This window comes from Escherichia sp. E4385 (genome assembly GCF_963883145.1).
In the GTDB taxonomy this organism is placed as follows: Bacteria; Pseudomonadota; Gammaproteobacteria; order Enterobacterales; family Enterobacteriaceae; genus Escherichia.
Genome location: NZ_CAWOOJ010000017.1, coordinates 128,812 through 149,629 on the forward strand (window position 1 = coordinate 128,812; position 20,818 = coordinate 149,629).

Below are 20,818 nucleotides of genomic sequence, written 5' to 3' on the forward strand. Positions count from 1 at the left end.
ATATATTACAGCAATTTATTCTATTAATTTTCACTTCATTATCCATGATGGTGGTTTCATATAATGCACTGGCTAACGATACCGTAGTGGTCACATTTACAGGCCAGTTATTAGCAAAAACGTGTGATATTACAGCTGGAAGTAAAGACCAGCCAGTAAACATGGGAACTTATGACGTCAATGATTTTTTAAATGTGGGAGATGTTTCTGGTAGCCGTACATTTACAATAAATCTGGAAGGGTGTCCAACGACAACCAGCACTGTTTATAGTTCAGGAGTTAGTGCTAATGTGCGGTTTAGCGGGGATACAGATGCTATCAATACCACCTTATTACGCCTTACTTCCAGTGCAGATAGTGCAACTGGAGTGGGCGTCGAAATTTTAGATAGCAATGATAAAATTATAGCAATTAATGGTGAGTCAGGCTTCCGGGAATTAGTTTTAGATAATAATGGTGATGCCAGTTTGGCCTTTAAACTCCGCTATAAGTCAACTCAGCAAAACGTACATGCGGGGCAGGCGAATGCACTGTTGTACTTTGATATAGACTATCAGTGAGGATAATATGACGCGCTATTGGAATTTAATTGCTCTGTTATTCTCTGTGATATCAATACCATCCATTGCTGATGATACTACGCATGCAGGTATTGTACATATAGAAGGAATAATAACGGCAAAGACTTGTATTGTTGCCGATGAGTCTAAAAATTTCACGGTTAACATGCCTGATGTTCCCAGTTATAGGGTTAAAAATTCAGGGGATATCACTGAAAAAATTGATTTCTCTATAAAATTAACCCGATGTGGCAGTGATGTCAGTAATGCCAATATCAAATTTGATGGAGCATCTGTGAGTGAAGATACCACTCTGTATAAACTGGAAGAGGGATCTGTTGAGGGGTTAGCACTGGCTATTTATGATAACAACAAACAAAGTATTAATAATGGTATAAAAAGTACCAGTTATGCCCTTACGCCATTGGTAGATAATACATTGCTTTTCTTTGCTGCTTATAAAGCGATAAAAAATGATGTACAACCAGGAGATGCGAATGCATCAGTTTCCTTTATCGTCACTTATGATTAATGTGCTGATATGCTTTTTAATATGTTGCGTAAATGCGCAAGCAGGGGTTGTCGTTGGCGGTACCCGTTTTGTTTACCCAGAAAAGCAGTCATCAATTTCGGTCGAGCTTAAAAATACTGCCAGTAAAGATATGCTGGTTAAAATTTCCGTGACACCTGATGATGGACGTCAGTTAAATGGGACAGTAGAATCTCAGCCTTTACTTCCAGATAAGGCATTTATTGCTACGCCACCATTATTGGTACTTAAACAAGATAAAAATACCAAAATAAGAATTAATCGCGTAGGTGGTCAGTTACCTACAGATCGTGAGAGTTTATTTATACTGAATGTTGCTGCGTTACCTGCTCAGGAACAAGACTCACAGCTTAAGCACGAAAATCAACTCCAGGTAGCTGTACGCAACCGGATGAAAATATTTTATCGCCCGGAGGCGTTATCAGGTAATCCACTTAACGCTTATCAACAGTTACGCTGGTCGCGACACAATGAAGCTGTCACCATTTTTAACCCTACGCCCTGGTATGTGACACTCTATAATTTATCTATTGATGGTAAAAGCATAAATGGTGGCATGGTCGCACCATTTAGCCATCGTCAACAGAATTGGTGTCAGCGGCAAGGAAATTGTGAGATTAACTGGCAAACGTTGGATCTTTACAATAATGCTTTACCTGTTTGGAGCGTAAAATTAAATGTTTTACAAAATAATGCTGTGGGTGCAGTAGCGATACATGGATAACCGGAGAAGCATGATGCTTACTTATTTTTGGGGAAATATAAAAGCAATTTGTATATTGTTTGTTCTTTTAGTCAGTAGCTGCTATAACATCGTATATGCTGAAGATATGGGACGGGATCGCGCTTTTTGTTATCCTGGTGCACCAGGTAATAATACTACTCCTGCGACATTTTCTTATAACTTTGGTACGGTGACTGTCTCAGATGTTAATAATAATTCTCCCGGAACAGTGTTACCAGCGCAGAACTGGAAAATAGGGCGTTATAAGGCTTATTGTAATTCTCTGGATGATTATGAAATTTATTTTTCTGGTGTGTCTGGTATTGATCCGTCGGGAGCGGCTGGTGATCATCAGGGGAGCGATATATTTATACCATTGACACATGAGATATCTGTTTCGACACATATTAAACTTTATAATAAAAACGGCACAATGACAGATAAGACGGTACCTTTTGAGAACTATAGCACCAATTATCCAGCGGACAGAAGTAAACCAGATAATTGGTCCTCTGGAACAGAAGGTTATATAAAAATCAGACTTGATAAAAAAATAATATCCGATGTCTCAATAAATAGTGTGCTACTAGTTTCTTTGTACGTTAGCCAGTTCCCAACTGAACATGGCCCCGTTCCTGTATTTAATGCTTATATTGGCAACTTAAATATTGAGGTTCCACAAGGCTGCACAATTAATGAGGGCACCAGTTTTACCGTTAATATGCCTGATGTCTGGGCTAGTGAGTTAAGTCGGGCTGGCGCTGGAGTGAAGCCAACAGGTATTTCTCCAGTTGCAACCACTATTCCGATCAATTGCACGAACAAAGATATTGATGCCGTAATGACGCTGGTTTTTGATGGAAATATTTCATCAACGAGAGATGTTAACGGTCGGCAAAGTATTCTTCAGGCGGAGGATAACCCAGACGTTGGCATTATGATTATGGATAGCCAACAGGAGTCCGTAGATTTGAACGCTCTTGCTACTCATGTTGGAGTACCATTTAAGTTAATAGAAAACCGGGCAGCATCCGCTCAGACGGCAGACGTGACTTTTCTGTCTCTCCCCGTCAGTACCACAGGGCGACTACCTGCCGCGGGGCGTTATAACGCCCTGGCTGTTTTACGGGTGGAATATCAGTGATATGTGAGTCAGTGCAGAAACGGATTAGCCCGCTTTTAGCCATCGGTAGGGCAGAGCCTGGTGGAAGATGCGGGATATGTGCCGATGTATCCAACAATGAAATAAAATTCGATGCAAAGGAATCAACGCGATGAATAAATTCACAGGCGTTTTACTGTTAGGTGCAGTATTACTGGCGGGATGCGCCGACCGGGAAGGGTACTATAACAGCGTCAGGGAAGAAGAGAGCCATGGCCTGACGTCTCTGCGGGGAGAACCTGAATTACGTTACAGCGATGATTGGTCAAGATGGCCGAGAGTGTACGGTGCAACAGCTTTATACCCGCTGTATGCTTCTGCATATTATGAATTAGTACCGGAGCCGAAAGATGCGGATCAAACTTCGCTGGCCTGGCAGGCGTATGGTTTACAGCAAACCCGAACAGCGGAAGCCTACGATAGTCTGATTAAAGGTACTGCGACAGTTATTTTTGTCGCTCAACCGTCTGAAGGACAGAAAAAACGTGCAGAAGAAGCGGGAGTTAAGCTGAAATATACCGCGTTTGCCCGCGAAGCCTTTGTCTTTATCGTTGATATCAAAAAACCGGTTAATTCGCTTAGCGAACAGCAGGTCAAAGACATTTTTAGCGGTAAAGTGAGTCGCTGGAATAAAGTAGGCGGTGGTGACGACCGCATAAAAGTCTGGCAGCGGCCAGAAGATTCAGGAAGCCAAACGGTTATGAAGGGACTGGTTATGCAAGACACTCCAATGCTGCCAGCCAAAAAATCCACTGTTATTGATCTTATGGGCGGTTTAATTACCGAAGTCGCCGACTATCAAAACACACCATCTTCCATTGGATACACCTTCCACTATTACGTCACACGTATGAATGACAATATGCTCAAAATGCGCAAACAGATCAAACTGCTGGCTATAAACGGTGTTGCGCCTACAGAGGAAAATATCCGTAACGGCACTTATCCGTACATAATTGATGCTTATATGGTGACGCGTGAAAACCCCACGCCGGAGACGCAGAAATTCGTCGACTGGTTTTTAAGCCCGCAGGGGCAGCAATTGGTAGAGGATGTGGGATATGTGCCGCTGTATAAAACGCAACCTTAAAGCAGGAGAAATAATATGGATACTACTATTATTCGCCTGAACGCGGCGAATGCTCGTTTTGTTTATCAACCGTTTACACGCGACCAGCGGGCGAGAGGATAATTATGCAACCCAGCCCCGCCATGCAGGCATTAATTGAGCAGATATATTACACCTTTCGCCGTTATCCGGTGCCGAAGCAATGTGTGGTTTGTTGTGAATATTGCCTGAGTCAGCAGGAACAAATAGCAGCTTTGAGCAGGATGATGACGATAAAGCTATTACCGCCCAAATCAATACCTGGGCTGACAACAAGCAATCCATCCTGAAAGAACGCACGCGGCAAGCGATTGAAAACCCGCTTAAACAGCCTGAACAGGGCACACGATATCAGGTCTGGGAAGATGACTGGATGGTTGATGAGTGTTTATGCGCGATGTATGACGCATCATCCAAATCATCAGGACAATAAAGATGAATAAAATCAGACTTTATATTCCCCCGCTAATTCTCGGCTTTATTATTGTACCGTTGTTGATATGGCCGACGGTAGTTGCGCTGGCTGCTTCTGTTATAACGCTGAGTTTTCTGGGGGAGATACTGTTCTCTATCCCGCTCATGATCAGGCGTATTTCATTTCTGGAATTACAACTTTGGTTATCGGTCGAATATGCGCTTTTCTTCTGTGTAATGTGCTGCGTCGGTTGGCAATTTGCTCGCAGAACTCAATCTGAATTGAAAAGCAGACTCCATTGTTGGCTGGTATTCGCACCAGTTTATTTCTGGTTGCTCCTGTGGAATATCATTTTTTATGTCGCGCCAGCGCAAATTGCGTTGCTGGAAAATATGCGCAGTTTCTTTCTGACAGTTGTCTGGCCCCCACTGAATTTTTCGCCATTTTGGCCCCAACCGTGGACTGGCTTTATCGGTCCGACAAGCGCCCAGCTTGGTTTTGCGTTGGGATATTACTGCCAGTGGCGTAGCAAAAATAGAAGCCAGGGGCGGATGTGGAGCGAGTGGGGAACGTGCCTTAGTTTTGTTACGTTGGGTATGATGGCGTGGGCTTTGCGGTAATTCCCTGAATCAAAAAGTAGGTCAGATTGAAATCTGACCTGACCACTTTACGTTAAATCACGACGCCAGCGACAACTTCTGCTGCGTATACTCCACCAGCCACTGACTTACACGAGACTGTTGTTCCGCATTCAGCCACATGCCTTGTTTTGTGCGACGCCACAGGGCATCGTCGGCGCGACGGACCCATTCGTGATCCACCAGGTATTTCAGTTCCGCTTCGTAGAACTCATGACCGAAATCCTCCCCGAGGTCGCTTATCGCCCCCGCATTGCCGAGCAGCAGCTCGCTGTTGCTGCCGTAAGTGCGCGCGTAATGACGTGCCAGCGATTCCGTAATGAATGGATAGCGGCGGCGCAAGCGGGCGGCGTAGTCATCGCGGTCGCCTTCAATGGCACCACCCGGCAGCACGCTCTCTTTCGTCCATGCCGGGCCAATGCCCTGATAATACGGCGTTAGTTTTTCCAGCGCGTGTTCCGCCAGTTTGCGGTAGGTGGTCAGCTTACCGCCAAATACCGACAGCAGCGGTGCTTTGCCGTTTTCATCATGAATATCAAGGGTGTAATCACGGGTAATAGCCTGCGGCGAGTCGGACTCATCATCACACAGTGGGCGCACGCCGGAGTAGGTCCAGACGATATCATCCCGGCTTAACTGCTTTTTAAAGTGCGTGTTATACACTTTCAGCAGGTAATTGATTTCACTCTCTTCAATCTTCACTGCTTTTGGATCGCCTTTGTACTCTACATCGGTAGTGCCGATGATGGAAAACTCGTCCATCCACGGGATCACAAAGACAATACGTTTATCTTCGTTTTGCAGAATGTAGGCTTGTTTTTGGGTATGCACGCGCGGCACCACAATATGGCTGCCTTTGATCAGGCGAATGCCATAAGGCGAGGGCAAATGCATGCCGTCGTCGAAGAACTGTTTCACCCACGGGCCAGTGGCGTTAACCAGGCCGCGCGCCTGCCATGTATATTTTTTGCCAGTATCGATATCTTCCGCTTCCACAATCCACAGGCCGTTTTCGCGGCGAGCAGAAGTGGCACGAGTACGAGTAAGCACTTCACCGCCTTTACGCACCACCATCTGGGCGTTGGCGAGTACCAGACGGGCGTCGTCTACCCAACAGTCGGAATATTCGAATCCGCGCTTAATTTCCGGTTTTAACACTGAATTTGCGCCAAAACGCAAACTGGTTGATCCCGGCAGGCTGGTGCGTTTACCCAGATGATCGTACATAAACAGACCAATCCGAATCATCCACGCCGGGCGCAGATGCGGACGATGCGGCAGGCGAAAACGCATCGGGAAGGCGATATGCGGCGCCATTTTCAGTAGCACTTCACGTTCGGCCAGCGCCTCGCTGACCAGTCGGAATTCATAGTGCTCAAGGTAGCGCAGGCCACCGTGAATGAGTTTTGAACTGGCGGAGGAGGTCGCGCAAGCGAGATCCTGGGCTTCCAGCATCAACACGGATAAACCGCGTCCAGCGGCGTCTGCCGCGATACCAGCACCATTGATGCCGCCACCTATCACAATCAGATCTTTGGTTTCCATGCTGCCCTCATTCACTTTCGTTAAAGCTCATAAATGTTCGTTATCGAACATATTAGCAAAGAATCGCGCTTTGGGTAACATTGAAAAAACATTTTAGAGTGATATGTATAACATTATGGCGTTTATCTGCCGCTTCGACGTAAACTGTGCGGTAAATTTGCCCACTTGTTTGTAAAGAAAGAGAGACGCATGGATCAGTTCGAATGTATTAACGTTGCCGACGCGCACCAGAAGTTGCAGGAAAAAGAGGCGGTGCTGGTCGATATTCGCGATCCACAGAGTTTCGCAATGGGGCATGCGGCGCAGGCTTTCCATTTGACTAACGACACACTGGGCGCGTTTATGCGTGATAACGACTTTGACACACCGGTGATGGTGATGTGTTATCACGGCAATAGCAGCAAAGGCGCGGCGCAGTATCTGCTGCAACAGGGCTACGATGTGGTCTATAGCATTGACGGCGGCTTTGAAGCCTGGCTGCGTCAGTTTCCCGCAGAGGTGGCGTACGGCGCGTAACGCTTTATACTGTCCCCTTTTGTGTGGAATAAGCGACAGCAACGATGTTGATGATTACCTCTTTTGCTAACCCCCGCGTGGCGCAGGCGTTTGTAGATTATATGGCGACGCAGGGTGTTATCCTCACGATTCAACAACATAACCAAAGCGATGTCTGGCTGGCGGATGAGTCCCAGGCCGAGCGCGTGCGGGCGGAGCTGGCGCGTTTTCTCGAAAACCCGGCAGATCCGCGTTATCTGGCGGCCAGCTGGCAGGCGGGCCATACCGGCAGTGGCCTGCATTATCGCCGTTATCCTTTCTTTACTGCCTTGCGTGAGCGTGCAGGTCCGGTGACCTGGGTGATGATGATCGCCTGCGTGGTGGTGTTTATCGCCATGCAAATCCTTGGCGATCAGGAAGTGATGTTATGGCTGGCCTGGCCATTCGATCCAACACTGAAATTTGAGTTCTGGCGTTACTTCACCCACGCGTTAATGCACTTCTCGCTGATGCATATCCTCTTTAACCTGCTCTGGTGGTGGTATCTCGGCGGCGCGGTGGAAAAACGCCTCGGTAGCGGCAAGCTAATTGTCATTACTCTCATTAGCGCCCTGTTAAGTGGCTATGTGCAGCAAAAATTCAGCGGGCCGTGGTTTGGCGGGCTTTCTGGCGTGGTGTATGCGCTGATGGGCTACGTCTGGCTACGTGGCGAACGCGATCCGCAAAGTGGCATTTACCTGCAACGTGGGTTAATCATCTTCGCGCTGATCTGGATTGTCGCCGGATGGTTTGATTTGTTTGGGATGTCGATGGCGAACGGAGCACACATCGCCGGGTTAGCCGTGGGTTTAGCGATGGCTTTTGTTGATTCGCTCAATGCGCGAAAACGAAAATAATTCCAGGGATTTATAAATGAAACAAACACAACGTCACAACGGTATTATCGAACTGGTTAAACAGCAGGGTTATGTCAGCACCGAAGAGCTGGTAGAGCATTTCTCCGTCAGCCCGCAGACTATTCGCCGCGACCTCAACGAGCTGGCAGAGCAAAACCTGATCCTGCGCCATCATGGCGGTGCGGCGCTGCCTTCCAGTTCGGTTAACACGCCGTGGCACGATCGCAAGGCCACCCAGACCGAAGAAAAAGAGCGCATCGCCCGTAAAGTGGCGGAGCAAATCCCTAACGGCTCGACGCTGTTTATCGATATCGGCACCACGCCGGAAGCGGTGGCGCACGCGCTGCTCAATCACAGCAATTTGCGCATTGTCACCAACAATCTCAACGTTGCTAACACGTTGATGGTAAAAGAAGATTTTCGCATCATTCTCGCCGGAGGCGAATTACGCAGCCGCGATGGCGGGATCATTGGCGAAGCGACGCTCGATTTTATCTCTCAGTTCCGTCTGGACTTTGGCATTCTGGGGATCAGCGGCATCGATAGCGACGGCTCGCTGCTGGAGTTCGATTACCACGAAGTTCGCACCAAACGCGCCATTATTGAGAACTCGCGTCACGTTATGCTGGTTGTCGATCACTCGAAATTTGGCCGTAACGCGATGGTCAATATGGGCAGCATCAACATGGTTGATGCTGTCTACACCGACGCCCCGCCGCCAGCGGGCGTGATGCAGGTGCTGACGGACCATCATATTCAACTGGAGCTGTGCTGATCCTGCACGGCTTCCCACGTCAGACCAAAACGCGCCAGGTATTTGCGTAGCCGATCCGCGTCATTGACGCTGGCTTTGCCCTGGCGCGAAACATCAAAAAGCTGTCGTCCGGCAGCAGAAAGCGACTTTGCCTGGCGGCAGATAGCGATAACGAGTTCCAGTTGCAGCCGATCAAAGAGATCGATGTTTTCTGCCTCTGCGCCCAGCAACGCCGTAAGCGCGGAGGGGCGACTTTCCTGCCAGTTATAGCGCAGACGGTTTATCTCATCTTCAACCACTTCCAGAGTGATGCGTCCGCTAGTGGCAAAGGTTGCCATCCGCGTGACGCTGGCAGAAAGCTCGCGAAAGTTACCGCGCCATGTTGCCTGGGGAGATGTCGCAAAGGCCAGCCAGGCACGCCGCGCTTCGGTGTTAAAACGCACGCTGTCGCCGGTGAGCGCGGCGTGGCGCTCCACTTCATAATCCAGGTTCGGTTCAATATCTTCCTGGCGCTGGCGTAGGCCCGGCAGGGTGAAGGTCCACAGATTGATCCGCGCGTACAGATCTTCGCGAAATTTGCCTTCGGCAACCAGCTGGCGCAAATCGCGCACCGTTCCGGCGATAAGCTGAAAATCACTGCTCACCTGGCGATCGCTGCCAAACGGGTAAAAGGTTTTCTCTTCAATGGCTTTCAGCAGCATTGCCTGTTCGTCTGCGCCCAGTTCGCCAATCTCATCGAGAAACAACATCCCGCCGTTGGCGCTACGTAGCAGCCCTTCCCGCGATTCCCGCGCCCCGGTAAACGCGCCTTTAACATGACCAAACAGCGTCGACATGGCGGTATCGCCGCGCAGGGTGGCGCAGTTCACCTCAACAAACGCGCCGCTAAACTGATGCCGCGCCTGTTTTAATTCAAAGATGCGCCGCGCCAGAAATGACTTACCTGCACCGGTCGGGCCGTTAAGCAGGATCGGTGCGCGGGATTTAATCGCCACTTTTTCGATCTGCTCAATCATGCGGTTGAAGTGGGGGTTACGCGTGGCAATGCCGGATTTGAGGAAATCGAGGGTTTGCTGGCGTTCTTCAGCAAAGCGGCTGGCGATGGCGTTATAACGGCTTAAATCGAGATCGATGATCGTCACTTCACCTGGGCCGCGCGGTTGTTCTTTTTTGCGCGGTGGTGAAGATTGTATCAGCCGGGCGGGCAGGTAACGCGCTTCCGCCAGCAGAAACCAGCAAATCTGCGCCACGTGGGTGCCGGTGGTGATGTGGATTAAATAGTCTTCTTTATCAGGGCGAAACGCGTAGCCACGGGCGAAATCATGCAGGCAGGCATAAACTTCCTCGAAATCCCACGGGTTATGCAGTTCAATCTCAACGCTCACCACTTCAGTTTCTGGCGAAACGCTGGCGATATCGCGTTTAAGCGTTTCAAATAGCGAGCGCGATCGGGCGTCGTGCAACAATTCCAGTCGATCGATGACCAACGATTCTTGCTGGCATAAACAGAGTGTCGGACGCCATTTTGACCAGCGCTGACTGCCGCGTCCGGCATAATCCAGGACGGTGCCGACAAAACCAAAAGCCACTGTTTTACGCATCTTAGATATCCTTATAAAAGACGATATTTCATTATCGGTAAATTGGCTTTGCGGAAAATCTCCGTTTACGGACGTAAAGATATAATCTATTTAAAAACAATGAATTAAAAAATTAACCTGCATATTTAATTTTCTGGCACGACGGTTGCAATTATCAGGACATACCAACGAAAAGAGAAAAGCAAAATGAATTACGAATTACTGACCACTGAAAATGCCCCGGTAAAAATGTGGACCAAAGGCGTGCCGGTAGAAGCCGATGCGCGTCAGCAACTTATTAATACGGCGAAGATGCCGTTTATTTTCAAACATATTGCGGTAATGCCTGATGTACACCTGGGTAAAGGTTCCACCATTGGTAGCGTGATCCCGACCAAAGGGGCGATTATTCCGGCGGCGGTGGGCGTGGATATTGGCTGTGGAATGAACGCACTGCGTACCGCGTTAACGGCGGCAGACCTGCCTGAAAACCTGGCGGAGCTGCGTCAGGCGATTGAAACTGCCGTACCGCACGGGCGTTCCAATAATCGTAGCCGTCGTGATAAAGGCGCATGGGAAAATCCGCCTGTTAACGTCGATGCTAAATGGGCTGAGCTTGAAGCCGGTTATCAGTGGTTAACACAAAAATATCCGCGTTTCCTCAATACCAATAATTATAAACACCTGGGAACGCTGGGAACGGGTAACCACTTTATTGAAATCTGCCTTGATGAGTCGGATCAGGTGTGGATTATGCTGCACTCCGGTTCACGCGGAATTGGTAACGCCATCGGGACTTACTTTATCGATCTGGCGCAAAAAGAGATGCAGGACCAGCTTGAAACGTTGCCGTCGCGTGACCTGGCGTACTTTATGGAAGGTACGGAATACTTTGATGATTACCTGAAAGCCGTGGCCTGGGCGCAGCTTTTTGCCAGCCTTAACCGCGATGCGATGATGGAAAACGTGGTAACGGCGTTGCAGAGCATTACGCAGAAAAAGGTAAGACAGCCGCAAACGCTGGCGATGGAAGAGATCAACTGTCACCACAACTATGTGCAAAAAGAACAGCACTTTGGCGAAGAGATCTATGTGACGCGTAAAGGCGCGGTGTCTGCGCGTGCTGGTCAATATGGAATTATTCCCGGTTCGATGGGGGCGAAAAGCTTTATCGTCCGTGGGCTGGGAAATGAAGAGTCGTTCTGTTCGTGCAGCCACGGTGCCGGACGGGTAATGAGCCGTACTAAAGCGAAAAAACTGTTCAGCGTGGAAGACCAAATTCGAGCCACCGCGCATGTGGAATGCCGTAAAGATGCCGAAGTGATCGACGAAATCCCGATGGCGTATAAAGATATTGATGCGGTGATGGCGGCACAAAGCGATCTGGTGGAAGTTATCTATACCCTGCGTCAGGTGGTGTGCGTAAAAGGATAAATGATGAAAAGGATGATTGCGCTGGATGGCGCACAGGGCGAAGGCGGCGGGCAGATCCTGCGCTCGGCGCTGAGCCTGTCGATGATAACCGGCAAGCCATTTACCATCACCGGCATTCGTGCCGGACGGGCGAAACCGGGGCTGTTGCGCCAGCATCTGACGGCGGTAAAGGCGGCGACGGAAATTTGCGGAGCAACGGTGGAAGGCGCGGAGCTGGGGTCGCAGCGTCTGGTCTTCCGGCCAGGCACCGTGCGCGGCGGCGATTACCGCTTTGCTATCGGTAGCGCCGGAAGCTGTACGCTGGTGCTGCAAACGGTGCTGCCTGCGCTGTGGTTTGCCGATGAGCCTTCTCGCGTAGAAGTGAGCGGCGGCACCGATAACCCGTCGGCCCCGCCTGCGGATTTTATGCGCCGGGTGCTGGAGCCGCTGCTGGCGAAAATAGGAATTCATCAGCAAACCACACTATTACGCCACGGTTTTTATCCTGCCGGAGGCGGGGTGGTGGCAACGGAAGTCGCGCCCGTGACATCGTTTAACACCTTGCTACTTGTCGAGCGCGGAAACATTACGCGGATGCGTGGTGAGGTGTTACTGGCTGGCGTGCCGAGGCATGTCGCTGAACGTGAAATCGCTACGCTGGCGGGGAGTTTTTCCCTGCATGAGCAGAATATTCATAACCTGCCGCGCGACCAGGGGCCGGGTAATACCGTCTCGCTTGAAGTCGAAAGTGAAAATATTACCGAACGCTTTTTCGTCGTCGGTGAAAAGCGCGTCAGCGCCGAAGTGGTCGCGGCACAACTGATAAAAGAGGTGAAGCGCTACCTGGCAAGTACGGCGGCGGTGGGGGAATATCTTGCTGACCAGCTAGTGTTGCCAATGGCGCTGGCGGGCGCGGGACAATTTACGGTCGCCCATCCCTCATGCCATCTGCTGACCAATATTGCGGTGGTGGAGCGTTTCTTGCCCGTGCGGTTCAGTCTGATAGAAACAGACGGCGTAACGCGAGTGAGCGTTGAATGATGCAGAGATGTCAGCCGGATCTGGCGCGTTATCCGGCTAAATTCACACTCCATACCCCATCATCTTCAGCAGTTTCTGCGCGTGTTGTACCGCAGCCTGGCGGTGGGCGACGCCGAGTTTTTGGTACAGATTGCGGATATGCGTCTTGATAGTGGTCGCCGCGACTTCCAGCTCGCCCGCAATTTGCTCGTTACTGTAGCCGGAGTAAATCAGCCCCAGTACCTGCCATTCACGTTGCGTCAGCGGGCTGGTGCGGATTAGTTCTGGCACTTCCGGATGATTTAGCAGACGTTCAACGAAACTCTCATCGAAATGAGCGAATTTATGTCGATGATGTTGATTGATTTCCCGCAGAATACGCTGCGCGCGGTGTTGTTCCAGTTCCGGCAGCGTATTGAGTTGAATCAGCTGACGTAACTGCTGTGCCATCGCTTCGCCTTCAATAACAAAATGACTGATAAATCCAGTGCGGTTTGCCAGTTTTAAAGCATCCAGCAACACACGCTGGGCGTCGCTTTTACGCCCGGCTTGCCAGTACAACTGATTGAGTAGAAGCAGGTTACGGTTGAGGTCGCTCATCAACCGCAGACTGCGGGCGTTTTCGTTCAGTTCTTCGAGGACTATTTCCGCCGGTTCAAACTCTCCCAGCAAGATTTGTGCGCGGGCAATGTTGCGCCATTGACCTTGCAGGAAGTGATTGTTCGCAAACTCTGGTTTCGCAGTATGGCTCAGCCAGTTGGCGGCAGCCGCTTTATCTCCGGTCATTTGCCAGTAAATCACCCGGACTTTGTTGGCGTTAGAGATCCAGTCGCTGTGATATTTGCCATTCCCCAGCAGGTTTTCCAGACGGTTTAGCTGGCTACGGGCGTTATCTAAATCGCCACGGGCCAGCGAGCATTGGATCAACATTGCCAGGCACTGAAGCTGTTGCTGCGGCTGATAAGACGACAAGACTTCAATCCCGCTTCGTGCCGAGGCTTCGGCTTCATCCAGCCGCGCCCAGGCCCATAGCAGCTGTGCACGGATGCGCACCAGAAACTCATGCATCGGCAACTGTTCCAGATGCTGCTCGTTGATCAACTGGAACGCTTTTTCCTGTGTTTCCCATGCAGTTTGCAGGAACCCTTGGGCAAACAGAATTTCACTTTGCTGGATTAAACTCCACAAGGCGTAGTGCCAAACATCGTGTTGACGTGCCATTTGTTCGGTTTGCTGCATTAACGCCAGTGAACGGGTCAATTCACCTTTGCAGTGCAACACTTCGCCAAGCACGGAGGTTGCCACAATGCGGCTGTAGAACCAGCCCGGAGGCAGTTCTTCCAGTGCCAGTTTTGCCAGCCGTTCAGCTTCATCCGGATTGCCGTCGTTAATCGCCACCTGGGCGCGCAAAGCGTTAAATTCTGCGTGCATGGTGCCTTCTCTGATGTCCTTGATCTCATGCTCGGCACGTGCAAGCAGGGTGTTCACTTCGCCATAGCGATGTTGGCTTTGCATCAGCCACGCCTGCAACAACACCAGCTGTGGGTTTTCCAGCAGGCTGTCCCACGGCAGGGCGTTGAGCGACTCTTCCAGCAGTGACAGTTCGCTATGGTTGAACAAACTCCAGGCGTGATTAAGCAGAATATCGCGCAGCATCAGCGCGTCGCCCGCGGCCAGCGCATGATGAATAGCTTCGCTGGGAAAACCTTGCGCCATCCAGCTTTCTGCAGCGGCACGATGAATTTCCGGCAGTTCCGCCGCCAGTTCCCACTGGCAGCGATGGCGCAGGAAGTTGCCAAACAATGGGTGATAGCAGAACCACTCGCCGGTATCATCCATCCGTTGCAAAAACAGTCCCTGACGCTCAATTTCTTCGAGGCGCATTTGCCCGTTGTCTTCACCTGTCACGCGGGTGATTAGCGTATCGTTCATCGATCGCAAAATGGCACTTTTCAGCAGGAAATGACGTGTTGTCAGATCAACGTTATCTAACACTTCATCGACCAGATAATCAGAAAGATGGCTGGCATTAATGCCCGCCAGGCGACGTGCGGATTTGTGCGCAGAGTGGGTATTCTGTCGGACGGAGAGGGCGATTAATTGTAAAGCCGTTGCCCAACCAGAAACGTCATCGCAAATCCGGCTACTTTCAGCGGCTTCGATGGGCGAAGACAGACGGCAATCAAAAAACTGCTTGGCTTCCTGGTGGGTAAACGCCAGTTGCTGGCTGCCAATTTCCAGCAGTTGGTCACGTACACGCAAATTGGCAATACCCAGTTGCGGAAGATTGCGCGACAAAACTACCAGGGTCAGATTTTCCGGTTGATGACGAATAAAGAAGCGCATTGACTCGTGAATCACTGGGTTAGTGATCAGATGATAATCGTCAATAACCAGGTAGAGCGGCTGGTGCCACTCTGCCAGTTCGATAAACAGTTGGGCAAAAAGTGAGGATAGACTGGCATATTGCCGCTTTTGCGCCATCACTTCACTGGCGGGGCAATGCCCGTTGGTGGCCTGTTGAATTGCGGCAATCAGGTAGCTGGCGAAACGTTCTTGCTGGTTATCGCCGTCATCCAGCGAGTACCAGCCCAAATCGTTTTTGCCTGCCGCCCATTGGGATATGAGTGTGGTCTTTCCGTAGCCCGCAGGACTTGTGATCAGCACCAGCCTGAAGTTGTTCGCGCCGGAAAGTTTAGCCAGCAGGCGCTCACGAACCACGGTATGGTCGAGTCGAACCGGACGACTTAATTTTGACGGAATCAGCATAGTTAATCACTTCACTGTGGAAATTGAGGAAATATTATTTTTTTTGCGCTTCGTAATTAATGGTTATAAGGTCGGCCAGAAATCTGTGCAATGCAAGCGATGACGGTTTTTTATGTGTCTGAATTTGCACTCTGTCACAATTCAAAACCTTTATTAATGTTTCATCTTAAAACTACGCTGATCCAGCGTAGATACTGGATCTTATGGTGTTTTCTCGTGGTTCAATAGTGTTATTAAAGCAATAATGCTTCCTTAATTCATGATGAAAGGTCTATCTAAAAAGATGATCTTAATAAATCTATTAAGAATGAGATGAATCACGATTGGTATTTCATTGCTGAAACTATTTCGCTGCTTTACTTAATTTATAGAGTGGCTTTCCGCTTTTTGATAATACGCGACGCCCTTTCTTACTGTTAATCGTCGGTTTTTTTGCGCTCTTTGGCACTGGGCCGATGCTTTTGCAGTTGATTGCACTACCTTTAAGTGTTCGCGATCACATTTTCTTGCTCATCCCCGTCACTCCTCCCCGCCTAATCCCCCGTAGGATGAGGAAGGTCAACATGGAGCCTGGCAAACTAACGATAACGTTGTGTTTAATGTCTAAGAAAACTGGAACTCCTATGTCACAACCCATTTTTAATGAAAAGCAATTTCAGGAAGCCCTGTCACGTCAATGGCAGCGTTATGGCTTAACTTCTGCAGCTGAGATGACCCCTCGTCAGTGGTGGCAGGCCGTGAGTGAAGCGCTGGCGGAAATGTTGCGTGCCCAGCCTTTTGCCAAACCGACGGCGAATCAGCGCCATGTTAATTACATCTCAATGGAGTTTTTGATTGGTCGTCTGACGGGCAACAACCTGTTAAATCTCGGTTGGTATCAGGCTGTTCAGGATTCGCTGAAATCCTATGACATCAACCTGACAGATCTGCTGGAAGAAGAGACTGACCCGGCGCTGGGCAACGGCGGTCTGGGCCGTCTGGCGGCATGTTTCCTCGATTCAATGGCGACCGTCGGACAATCCGCAACAGGCTATGGTCTGAACTATCAATATGGTCTGTTCCGTCAGTCATTTGTTGACGGTCAACAAATGGAAGCGCCAGATGACTGGCATCGCGGTAACTATCCGTGGTTCAGCCATAATGAAGCGCTTGACGTGCAGGTTGGGATTGGTGGCAAGGTCACGAAAGACGGACGTTGGGAGCCCGCATTTACCATTACCGGCCAGGCGTGGGATTTACCTGTGCTGGGCTACCGAAATGGTGTGGCGCAGCCGCTGCGTTTATGGCAAGCGACACATGCGCATCCGTTTAACCTCACCAAATTCAACGACGGCGATTTCCTGCGAGCTGAACAACAGGGCATCGACGCTGAAAAACTGACTAAAGTACTCTATCCAAACGACAACCATACTGCCGGTAAAAAACTGCGTCTGATGCAGCAATATTTCCAGTGTGCTTGTTCGGTTGCCGACATTCTGCGTCGTCACCATCTGGCGGGGCGTAAACTGCACGAGCTGGCAGATTACGAAGTCATTCAACTGAACGACACCCACCCGACTATCGCTATTCCGGAGCTGCTTCGTGTGCTAATCGATGAGCACCAGATGAGCTGGGATGACGCATGGGCAATCACCAGCAATACCTTTGCTTATACCAACCATACCCTAATGCCAGAAGCACTTGAGTGCTGGGATGAGAAACTGGTAAAAGCCCTGCTGCCACGCCATATGCAGGTAATCAACGAAATCAACAACCGCTTTAAGAAGCTGGTGGAAAAAACCTGGCCGGGCGATAAAGCGGTATGGGCGAAGCTGGCGGTGGTGCATGACAAACAAGTTCGCATGGCCAATATGTGCGTGGTAAGCGGCTTTGCGGTAAACGGTGTGGCGGCGTTGCACTCGGATCTGGTGGTGAAAGATCTGTTCCCGGAATATCACCAGCTATGGCCGAACAAATTCCATAACGTCACCAACGGCATTACCCCGCGTCGCTGGATCAAACAGTGCAACCCGGCACTGGCGGCATTGTTGGATAAGTCACTGAAAAAAGAGTGGGCTAACGATCTCGATCAACTGATTAATCTGGAAAAATTCGCTGATGACGCGAAATTCCGTCAGCAATATCGCGAGATCAAACAGGCGAATAAAGTTCGTCTGGCGGAGTTTGTGAAAGTCCGTACCGGTATTGAAATTAATCCTCAGGCGATTTTCGATATTCAGATCAAACGCCTGCACGAGTACAAACGCCAGCACCTGAATCTGCTGCATATTCTGGCGTTGTACAAAGAAATTCGTGAAAACCCGCAGGCTGACCGCGTACCGCGCGTCTTCCTCTTCGGCGCGAAAGCGGCACCGGGCTACTACCTGGCGAAGAATATTATCTTTGCGATCAACAAAGTGGCTGACGTGATCAACAACGATCCGCAGGTGGGCGACAAGCTGAAGGTTGTGTTCCTGCCAGATTATTGTGTATCTGCTGCGGAAATGCTGATCCCGGCGGCGGATATCTCCGAGCAGATCTCCACCGCAGGTAAAGAAGCTTCTGGTACTGGCAATATGAAACTGGCGCTTAACGGTGCGCTCACTGTCGGCACGCTGGATGGTGCAAACGTGGAGATAGCCGAGAAAGTCGGTGAAGAGAATATCTTTATCTTTGGTCATACCGTGGAGCAGGTTAAGGCGCTGAAAGCTAAGGGCTATGATCCGGTGAAATGGCGGAAGAAAGATAAGGTGCTTGATGCGGTATTAAAAGAGCTGGAAAGCGGTAAATATAGCGATGGCGATAAACACGCGTTTGACCAGATGCTGCATAGCCTCGGTAAGCAGGGCGGCGATCCGTATCTGGTGATGGCGGACTTTGCGGCTTATGTCGAAGCGCAAAAACGCGTGGATGTGCTGTACCGCGACCAGGAGGCCTGGACTCGCGCGGCGATCCTCAATACCGCCCGCTGCGGTATGTTTAGCTCGGATCGCTCAATCCGTGATTATCAGGTTCGTATCTGGCAGGCAAAACGCTAAGGAAGCGCGATGGAAAGCAAACGTCTGGACAAAGCCGCGTTGGCGGCGGGGATCAGCCCCAATTACATCAATGCCCACGGAAAACCGCAGTCGATTAGCGCCGAAACCAAACGGCGTTTGCTTGATGCGATGCATCAAAGTGCCGCCACGAAAGTGGCGGTAACACCAGTGCCAAATGTCATGGTGTATACCTCCGGGAAAAAAATGCCAATGGCGGTAGAGGGCAGCGGCGAATTTAGCTGGTTGCTGACCACCGAAGAAGGTGCGCAGTACAAAGGCCACGTGAGCGGTGGTAACGCGTTCAATCTACCGACGAAGCTGCCGGAAGGTTATCACACGCTGACACTCACCCAGGAAGATCAACGCGTGCATTGCCGGGTGATTGTCGCCCCGAAACGCTGCTACGAACCGCAGGCATTGCTCAATAAGCAAAAGCTGTGGGGCGCTTGCGTTCAGCTTTATACGCTGCGATCGGAAAAAAACTGGGGTATTGGGGATTTTGGCGATCTCAAAGCTATGCTGGTGGATGTGGCGAAACGTGGTGGAGCGTTTATCGGCCTGAATCCGATTCATGCGCTCTATCCGGCAAACCCGGAAAGCGCCAGCCCATATAGCCCGTCTTCTCGCCGCTGGCTGAACGTGATTTATATCGACGTCAACGCTGTTGAAGATTTTCAGCTTAGCGAAGAGGCGCAAGCCTGGTGGCACATGCCGACCACGCAGCAGACGCTGCAACAGGCGCGGGATGCCGGCTGGGTAGATTACTCCACGGTTACCGCCCTGAAAATGACAGCATTGCGGATGGCGTGGAAAGGTTTCGCGCAACGTGATGATGAGCAGATGACCGCGTTTCGCCAGTTTGTTGCAGAGCAAGGCGATAGCCTGTTTTGGCAGGCAGCCTTTGATGCGCTACATGCCCAGCAAGTGAAAGAAGACGAAATGCGCTGGGGCTGGCCAGCATGGCCTGAGATGTATCAGAACGTGGATTCGCCAGAAGTGCGTCAGTTCTGCGAAGAACATCGCGATGACATCGATTTTTATCTCTGGTTGCAGTGGCTGGCTTACCGCCAGTTTGCCGCCTGCTGGGAGATAAGCCAGGGCTATGAAATGCCGATTGGCTTGTATCGTGATCTGGCGGTTGGTGTAGCAGAAGGTGGGGCAGAAACTTGGTGCGACCGCGAATTGTATTGCCTGAAAGCGTCGGTTGGCGCGCCGCCGGATATCCTCGGCCCGCTGGGGCAGAACTGGGGCTTGCCGCCGATGGACCCGCATATTATCACCGCGCGCGCCTATGAACCGTTTATCGAGCTGCTGCGCGCGAACATGCAAAACTGCGGCGCATTACGAATTGACCATGTGATGTCGATGCTGCGTTTGTGGTGGATACCGTATGGCGAGACGGCGGATCAGGGGGCATATGTTCACTATCCGGTGGATGATCTGCTCTCGATTCTGGCACTCGAAAGTCAGCGTCATCGCTGCATGGTGATAGGGGAAGATCTCGGCACTGTACCAGTAGAGATTGTCGGTAAACTGCGCAGTAGCGGTGTTTACTCCTATAAAGTGCTATATTTCGAAAGTGACCACGAGAAGACATTCCGCGCGCCGAAAGCGTACCCGGAGCAGTCGATGGCGGTTGCGGCGACACACGACCTGCCTACGCTGCGTGGCTACTGGGAGAGCGGTGATTTAACGCTGGGCAAAACGTTGGGGCTGTATCCGGATGAAGAGGTGTTGCGCGATTTGTATCAGGATCGTGAGCAGGCGAAGCAGGGGTTGCTGGATGCACTGCACAAATATGGCTGCCTGCCTAAACGCACCGGGCATAAGGCGTCGCTGATGGCGATGACGCCGACGCTTAATCGTGGTTTGCAACGCTACATTGCCGACAGCAACAGCGCCCTGTTAGGGCTACAGCCGGAAGACTGGCTGGATATGGCGGAACCGGTAAATATTCCTGGAACCAGTTACCAGTACAAAAACTGGCGACGCAAGCTTTCCGCAACGCTTGAGACGATGTTTGCCGATGATGGGGTGAACAAGTTGATTAAGGATCTGGACAAGCGGCGCAGGGCGGTAGCGAAGAAGAAGTAGAGTGCGGTTGATGCCGGATGCGACGCTTGACGCGTCTTATCCGGCCTACTAATTAATGCCGAATCGTAGGCCGGATAA

16 protein-coding genes and 1 pseudogene are annotated in these 20,818 nt (G+C 50.6%); 14 read left to right on the plus strand and 3 right to left on the minus strand.

The window, feature by feature from the left end:
• Nucleotides 1-44 precede the first annotated feature (44 nt).
• From AACS80_RS17705 to AACS80_RS17735, 7 genes and pseudogenes are all read left to right on the plus strand, one after another.
• Nucleotides 45-560, plus strand: coding sequence for a fimbrial protein (locus AACS80_RS17705; RefSeq protein ID WP_445236448.1), 516 nt, complete (start codon nucleotides 45-47; stop codon nucleotides 558-560).
• A 7-nt stretch (nucleotides 561-567) separates the two neighbouring features.
• Entirely contained in the window at nucleotides 568-1,092 is a 525-nt protein-coding gene (locus AACS80_RS17710; RefSeq protein ID WP_138183897.1) for a fimbrial protein, read from the plus strand.
• On the plus strand, nucleotides 1,058-1,834 hold the full coding sequence (locus AACS80_RS17715) for a fimbrial biogenesis chaperone (RefSeq protein ID WP_135410761.1): 777 nt from the start codon (nucleotides 1,058-1,060) through the stop codon (nucleotides 1,832-1,834). Before AACS80_RS17710 ends, AACS80_RS17715 begins: the two co-directional genes overlap by 35 nt.
• Before the next feature lie 13 nt (nucleotides 1,835-1,847).
• On the plus strand, nucleotides 1,848-2,978 hold the full coding sequence (locus tag AACS80_RS17720; protein ID WP_138183906.1) for a fimbrial protein: 1,131 nt from the start codon (nucleotides 1,848-1,850) through the stop codon (nucleotides 2,976-2,978).
• A gap of 130 nt (nucleotides 2,979-3,108) precedes the next feature.
• Complete coding sequence (locus tag AACS80_RS17725; protein WP_138183898.1) at nucleotides 3,109-4,086, plus strand: PstS family phosphate ABC transporter substrate-binding protein; 978 nt, start codon at nucleotides 3,109-3,111, stop codon at nucleotides 4,084-4,086.
• 104 nt (nucleotides 4,087-4,190) lie between these two features.
• Nucleotides 4,191-4,537 (plus strand): annotated as a pseudogene (locus AACS80_RS17730) (hypothetical protein).
• Between the two features lie 2 nt (nucleotides 4,538-4,539).
• The gene (locus AACS80_RS17735; RefSeq protein ID WP_138183899.1) at nucleotides 4,540-5,139 is read left to right on the plus strand and encodes a hypothetical protein; all 600 of its coding nucleotides are present in this window, start codon (nucleotides 4,540-4,542) and stop codon (nucleotides 5,137-5,139) included.
• Nucleotides 5,140-5,196: 57 nt separating this feature from the next.
• On the opposite strand, the gene glpD is transcribed toward AACS80_RS17735, so the two are convergent.
• On the minus strand, nucleotides 5,197-6,702 hold the full coding sequence (gene glpD / locus AACS80_RS17740) for a glycerol-3-phosphate dehydrogenase (protein ID WP_135410762.1): 1,506 nt from the start codon (nucleotides 6,700-6,702) through the stop codon (nucleotides 5,197-5,199).
• Nucleotides 6,703-6,891: 189 nt separating this feature from the next.
• Here glpD and glpE point away from each other — a divergent pair, with 189 nt between their 5' ends.
• From glpE to AACS80_RS17755, 3 genes are read left to right on the plus strand one after another with little or no spacing between them, the layout of a single operon-like run.
• Nucleotides 6,892-7,218 (plus strand): thiosulfate sulfurtransferase GlpE, encoded by a 327-nt coding sequence (gene glpE / locus AACS80_RS17745; protein WP_135410763.1) that lies wholly within the window; start codon nucleotides 6,892-6,894, stop codon nucleotides 7,216-7,218.
• Nucleotides 7,219-7,262: 44 nt separating this feature from the next.
• Entirely contained in the window at nucleotides 7,263-8,093 is an 831-nt protein-coding gene (glpG, locus tag AACS80_RS17750; protein WP_032223910.1) for a rhomboid family intramembrane serine protease GlpG, read from the plus strand.
• A 16-nt stretch (nucleotides 8,094-8,109) separates the two neighbouring features.
• A complete protein-coding gene (locus AACS80_RS17755) occupies nucleotides 8,110-8,868 on the plus strand; it encodes a DeoR/GlpR family transcriptional regulator (RefSeq protein WP_130209015.1) in 759 nt (252 codons plus the stop codon).
• On the opposite strand, the gene rtcR is transcribed toward AACS80_RS17755, so the two are convergent.
• Entirely contained in the window at nucleotides 8,850-10,448 is a 1,599-nt protein-coding gene (rtcR, locus tag AACS80_RS17760) for a DNA-binding transcriptional regulator RtcR (protein ID WP_138183900.1), read from the minus strand. The two genes, AACS80_RS17755 and rtcR, sit on opposite strands and share 19 nt — an antisense overlap.
• A 186-nt stretch (nucleotides 10,449-10,634) precedes the next feature.
• On the opposite strand from rtcR, the gene rtcB reads away from it, so the two are divergent.
• Together rtcB and rtcA are read left to right on the plus strand one after the other, a co-directional pair.
• Entirely contained in the window at nucleotides 10,635-11,861 is a 1,227-nt protein-coding gene (gene rtcB / locus AACS80_RS17765) for an RNA-splicing ligase RtcB (protein ID WP_135410764.1), read from the plus strand.
• 3 nt (nucleotides 11,862-11,864) lie between these two features.
• On the plus strand, nucleotides 11,865-12,881 hold the full coding sequence (gene rtcA / locus AACS80_RS17770) for an RNA 3'-terminal phosphate cyclase (RefSeq protein WP_135410793.1): 1,017 nt from the start codon (nucleotides 11,865-11,867) through the stop codon (nucleotides 12,879-12,881).
• A gap of 42 nt (nucleotides 12,882-12,923) precedes the next feature.
• Here rtcA and malT read toward each other — a convergent pair whose 3' ends face one another.
• Entirely contained in the window at nucleotides 12,924-15,629 is a 2,706-nt protein-coding gene (gene malT / locus AACS80_RS17775; RefSeq protein WP_135410765.1) for an HTH-type transcriptional regulator MalT, read from the minus strand.
• Between the two features lie 623 nt (nucleotides 15,630-16,252).
• Here malT and malP point away from each other — a divergent pair.
• Nucleotides 16,253-18,646, plus strand: coding sequence for a maltodextrin phosphorylase (malP, locus tag AACS80_RS17780; RefSeq protein WP_135410766.1), 2,394 nt, complete (start codon nucleotides 16,253-16,255; stop codon nucleotides 18,644-18,646).
• A gap of 9 nt (nucleotides 18,647-18,655) precedes the next feature.
• Complete coding sequence (gene malQ / locus AACS80_RS17785; protein WP_135410767.1) at nucleotides 18,656-20,740, plus strand: 4-alpha-glucanotransferase; 2,085 nt, start codon at nucleotides 18,656-18,658, stop codon at nucleotides 20,738-20,740.
• Nucleotides 20,741-20,818: the final 78 nt, after the last annotated feature.

Bases quoted from the DNA above. Each gene is read 5' to 3' on its own strand.
- malP (WP_135410766.1), top strand. From the start codon at position 16,253: ATGTCACAACCCATTTTTAATGAAAAGCAATTTCAGGAAGCCCTGTCA.
- rtcR (WP_138183900.1), bottom strand. From the start codon at position 10,448: ATGCGTAAAACAGTGGCTTTTGGTTTTGTCGGCACCGTCCTGGATTAT.
- glpD (WP_135410762.1), bottom strand. From the start codon at position 6,702: ATGGAAACCAAAGATCTGATTGTGATAGGTGGCGGCATCAATGGTGCT.
- AACS80_RS17710 (WP_138183897.1), top strand. From the start codon at position 568: ATGACGCGCTATTGGAATTTAATTGCTCTGTTATTCTCTGTGATATCA.
- AACS80_RS17715 (WP_135410761.1), top strand. From the start codon at position 1,058: ATGCATCAGTTTCCTTTATCGTCACTTATGATTAATGTGCTGATATGC.
- malQ (WP_135410767.1), top strand. From the start codon at position 18,656: ATGGAAAGCAAACGTCTGGACAAAGCCGCGTTGGCGGCGGGGATCAGC.
- AACS80_RS17735 (WP_138183899.1), top strand. From the start codon at position 4,540: ATGAATAAAATCAGACTTTATATTCCCCCGCTAATTCTCGGCTTTATT.
- glpG (WP_032223910.1), top strand. From the start codon at position 7,263: ATGTTGATGATTACCTCTTTTGCTAACCCCCGCGTGGCGCAGGCGTTT.
- rtcB (WP_135410764.1), top strand. From the start codon at position 10,635: ATGAATTACGAATTACTGACCACTGAAAATGCCCCGGTAAAAATGTGG.
- AACS80_RS17705 (WP_445236448.1), top strand. From the start codon at position 45: ATGATGGTGGTTTCATATAATGCACTGGCTAACGATACCGTAGTGGTC.
- glpE (WP_135410763.1), top strand. From the start codon at position 6,892: ATGGATCAGTTCGAATGTATTAACGTTGCCGACGCGCACCAGAAGTTG.
- malT (WP_135410765.1), bottom strand. From the start codon at position 15,629: ATGCTGATTCCGTCAAAATTAAGTCGTCCGGTTCGACTCGACCATACC.
- AACS80_RS17720 (WP_138183906.1), top strand. From the start codon at position 1,848: ATGCTTACTTATTTTTGGGGAAATATAAAAGCAATTTGTATATTGTTT.
- AACS80_RS17755 (WP_130209015.1), top strand. From the start codon at position 8,110: ATGAAACAAACACAACGTCACAACGGTATTATCGAACTGGTTAAACAG.
- rtcA (WP_135410793.1), top strand. From the start codon at position 11,865: ATGAAAAGGATGATTGCGCTGGATGGCGCACAGGGCGAAGGCGGCGGG.
- AACS80_RS17725 (WP_138183898.1), top strand. From the start codon at position 3,109: ATGAATAAATTCACAGGCGTTTTACTGTTAGGTGCAGTATTACTGGCG.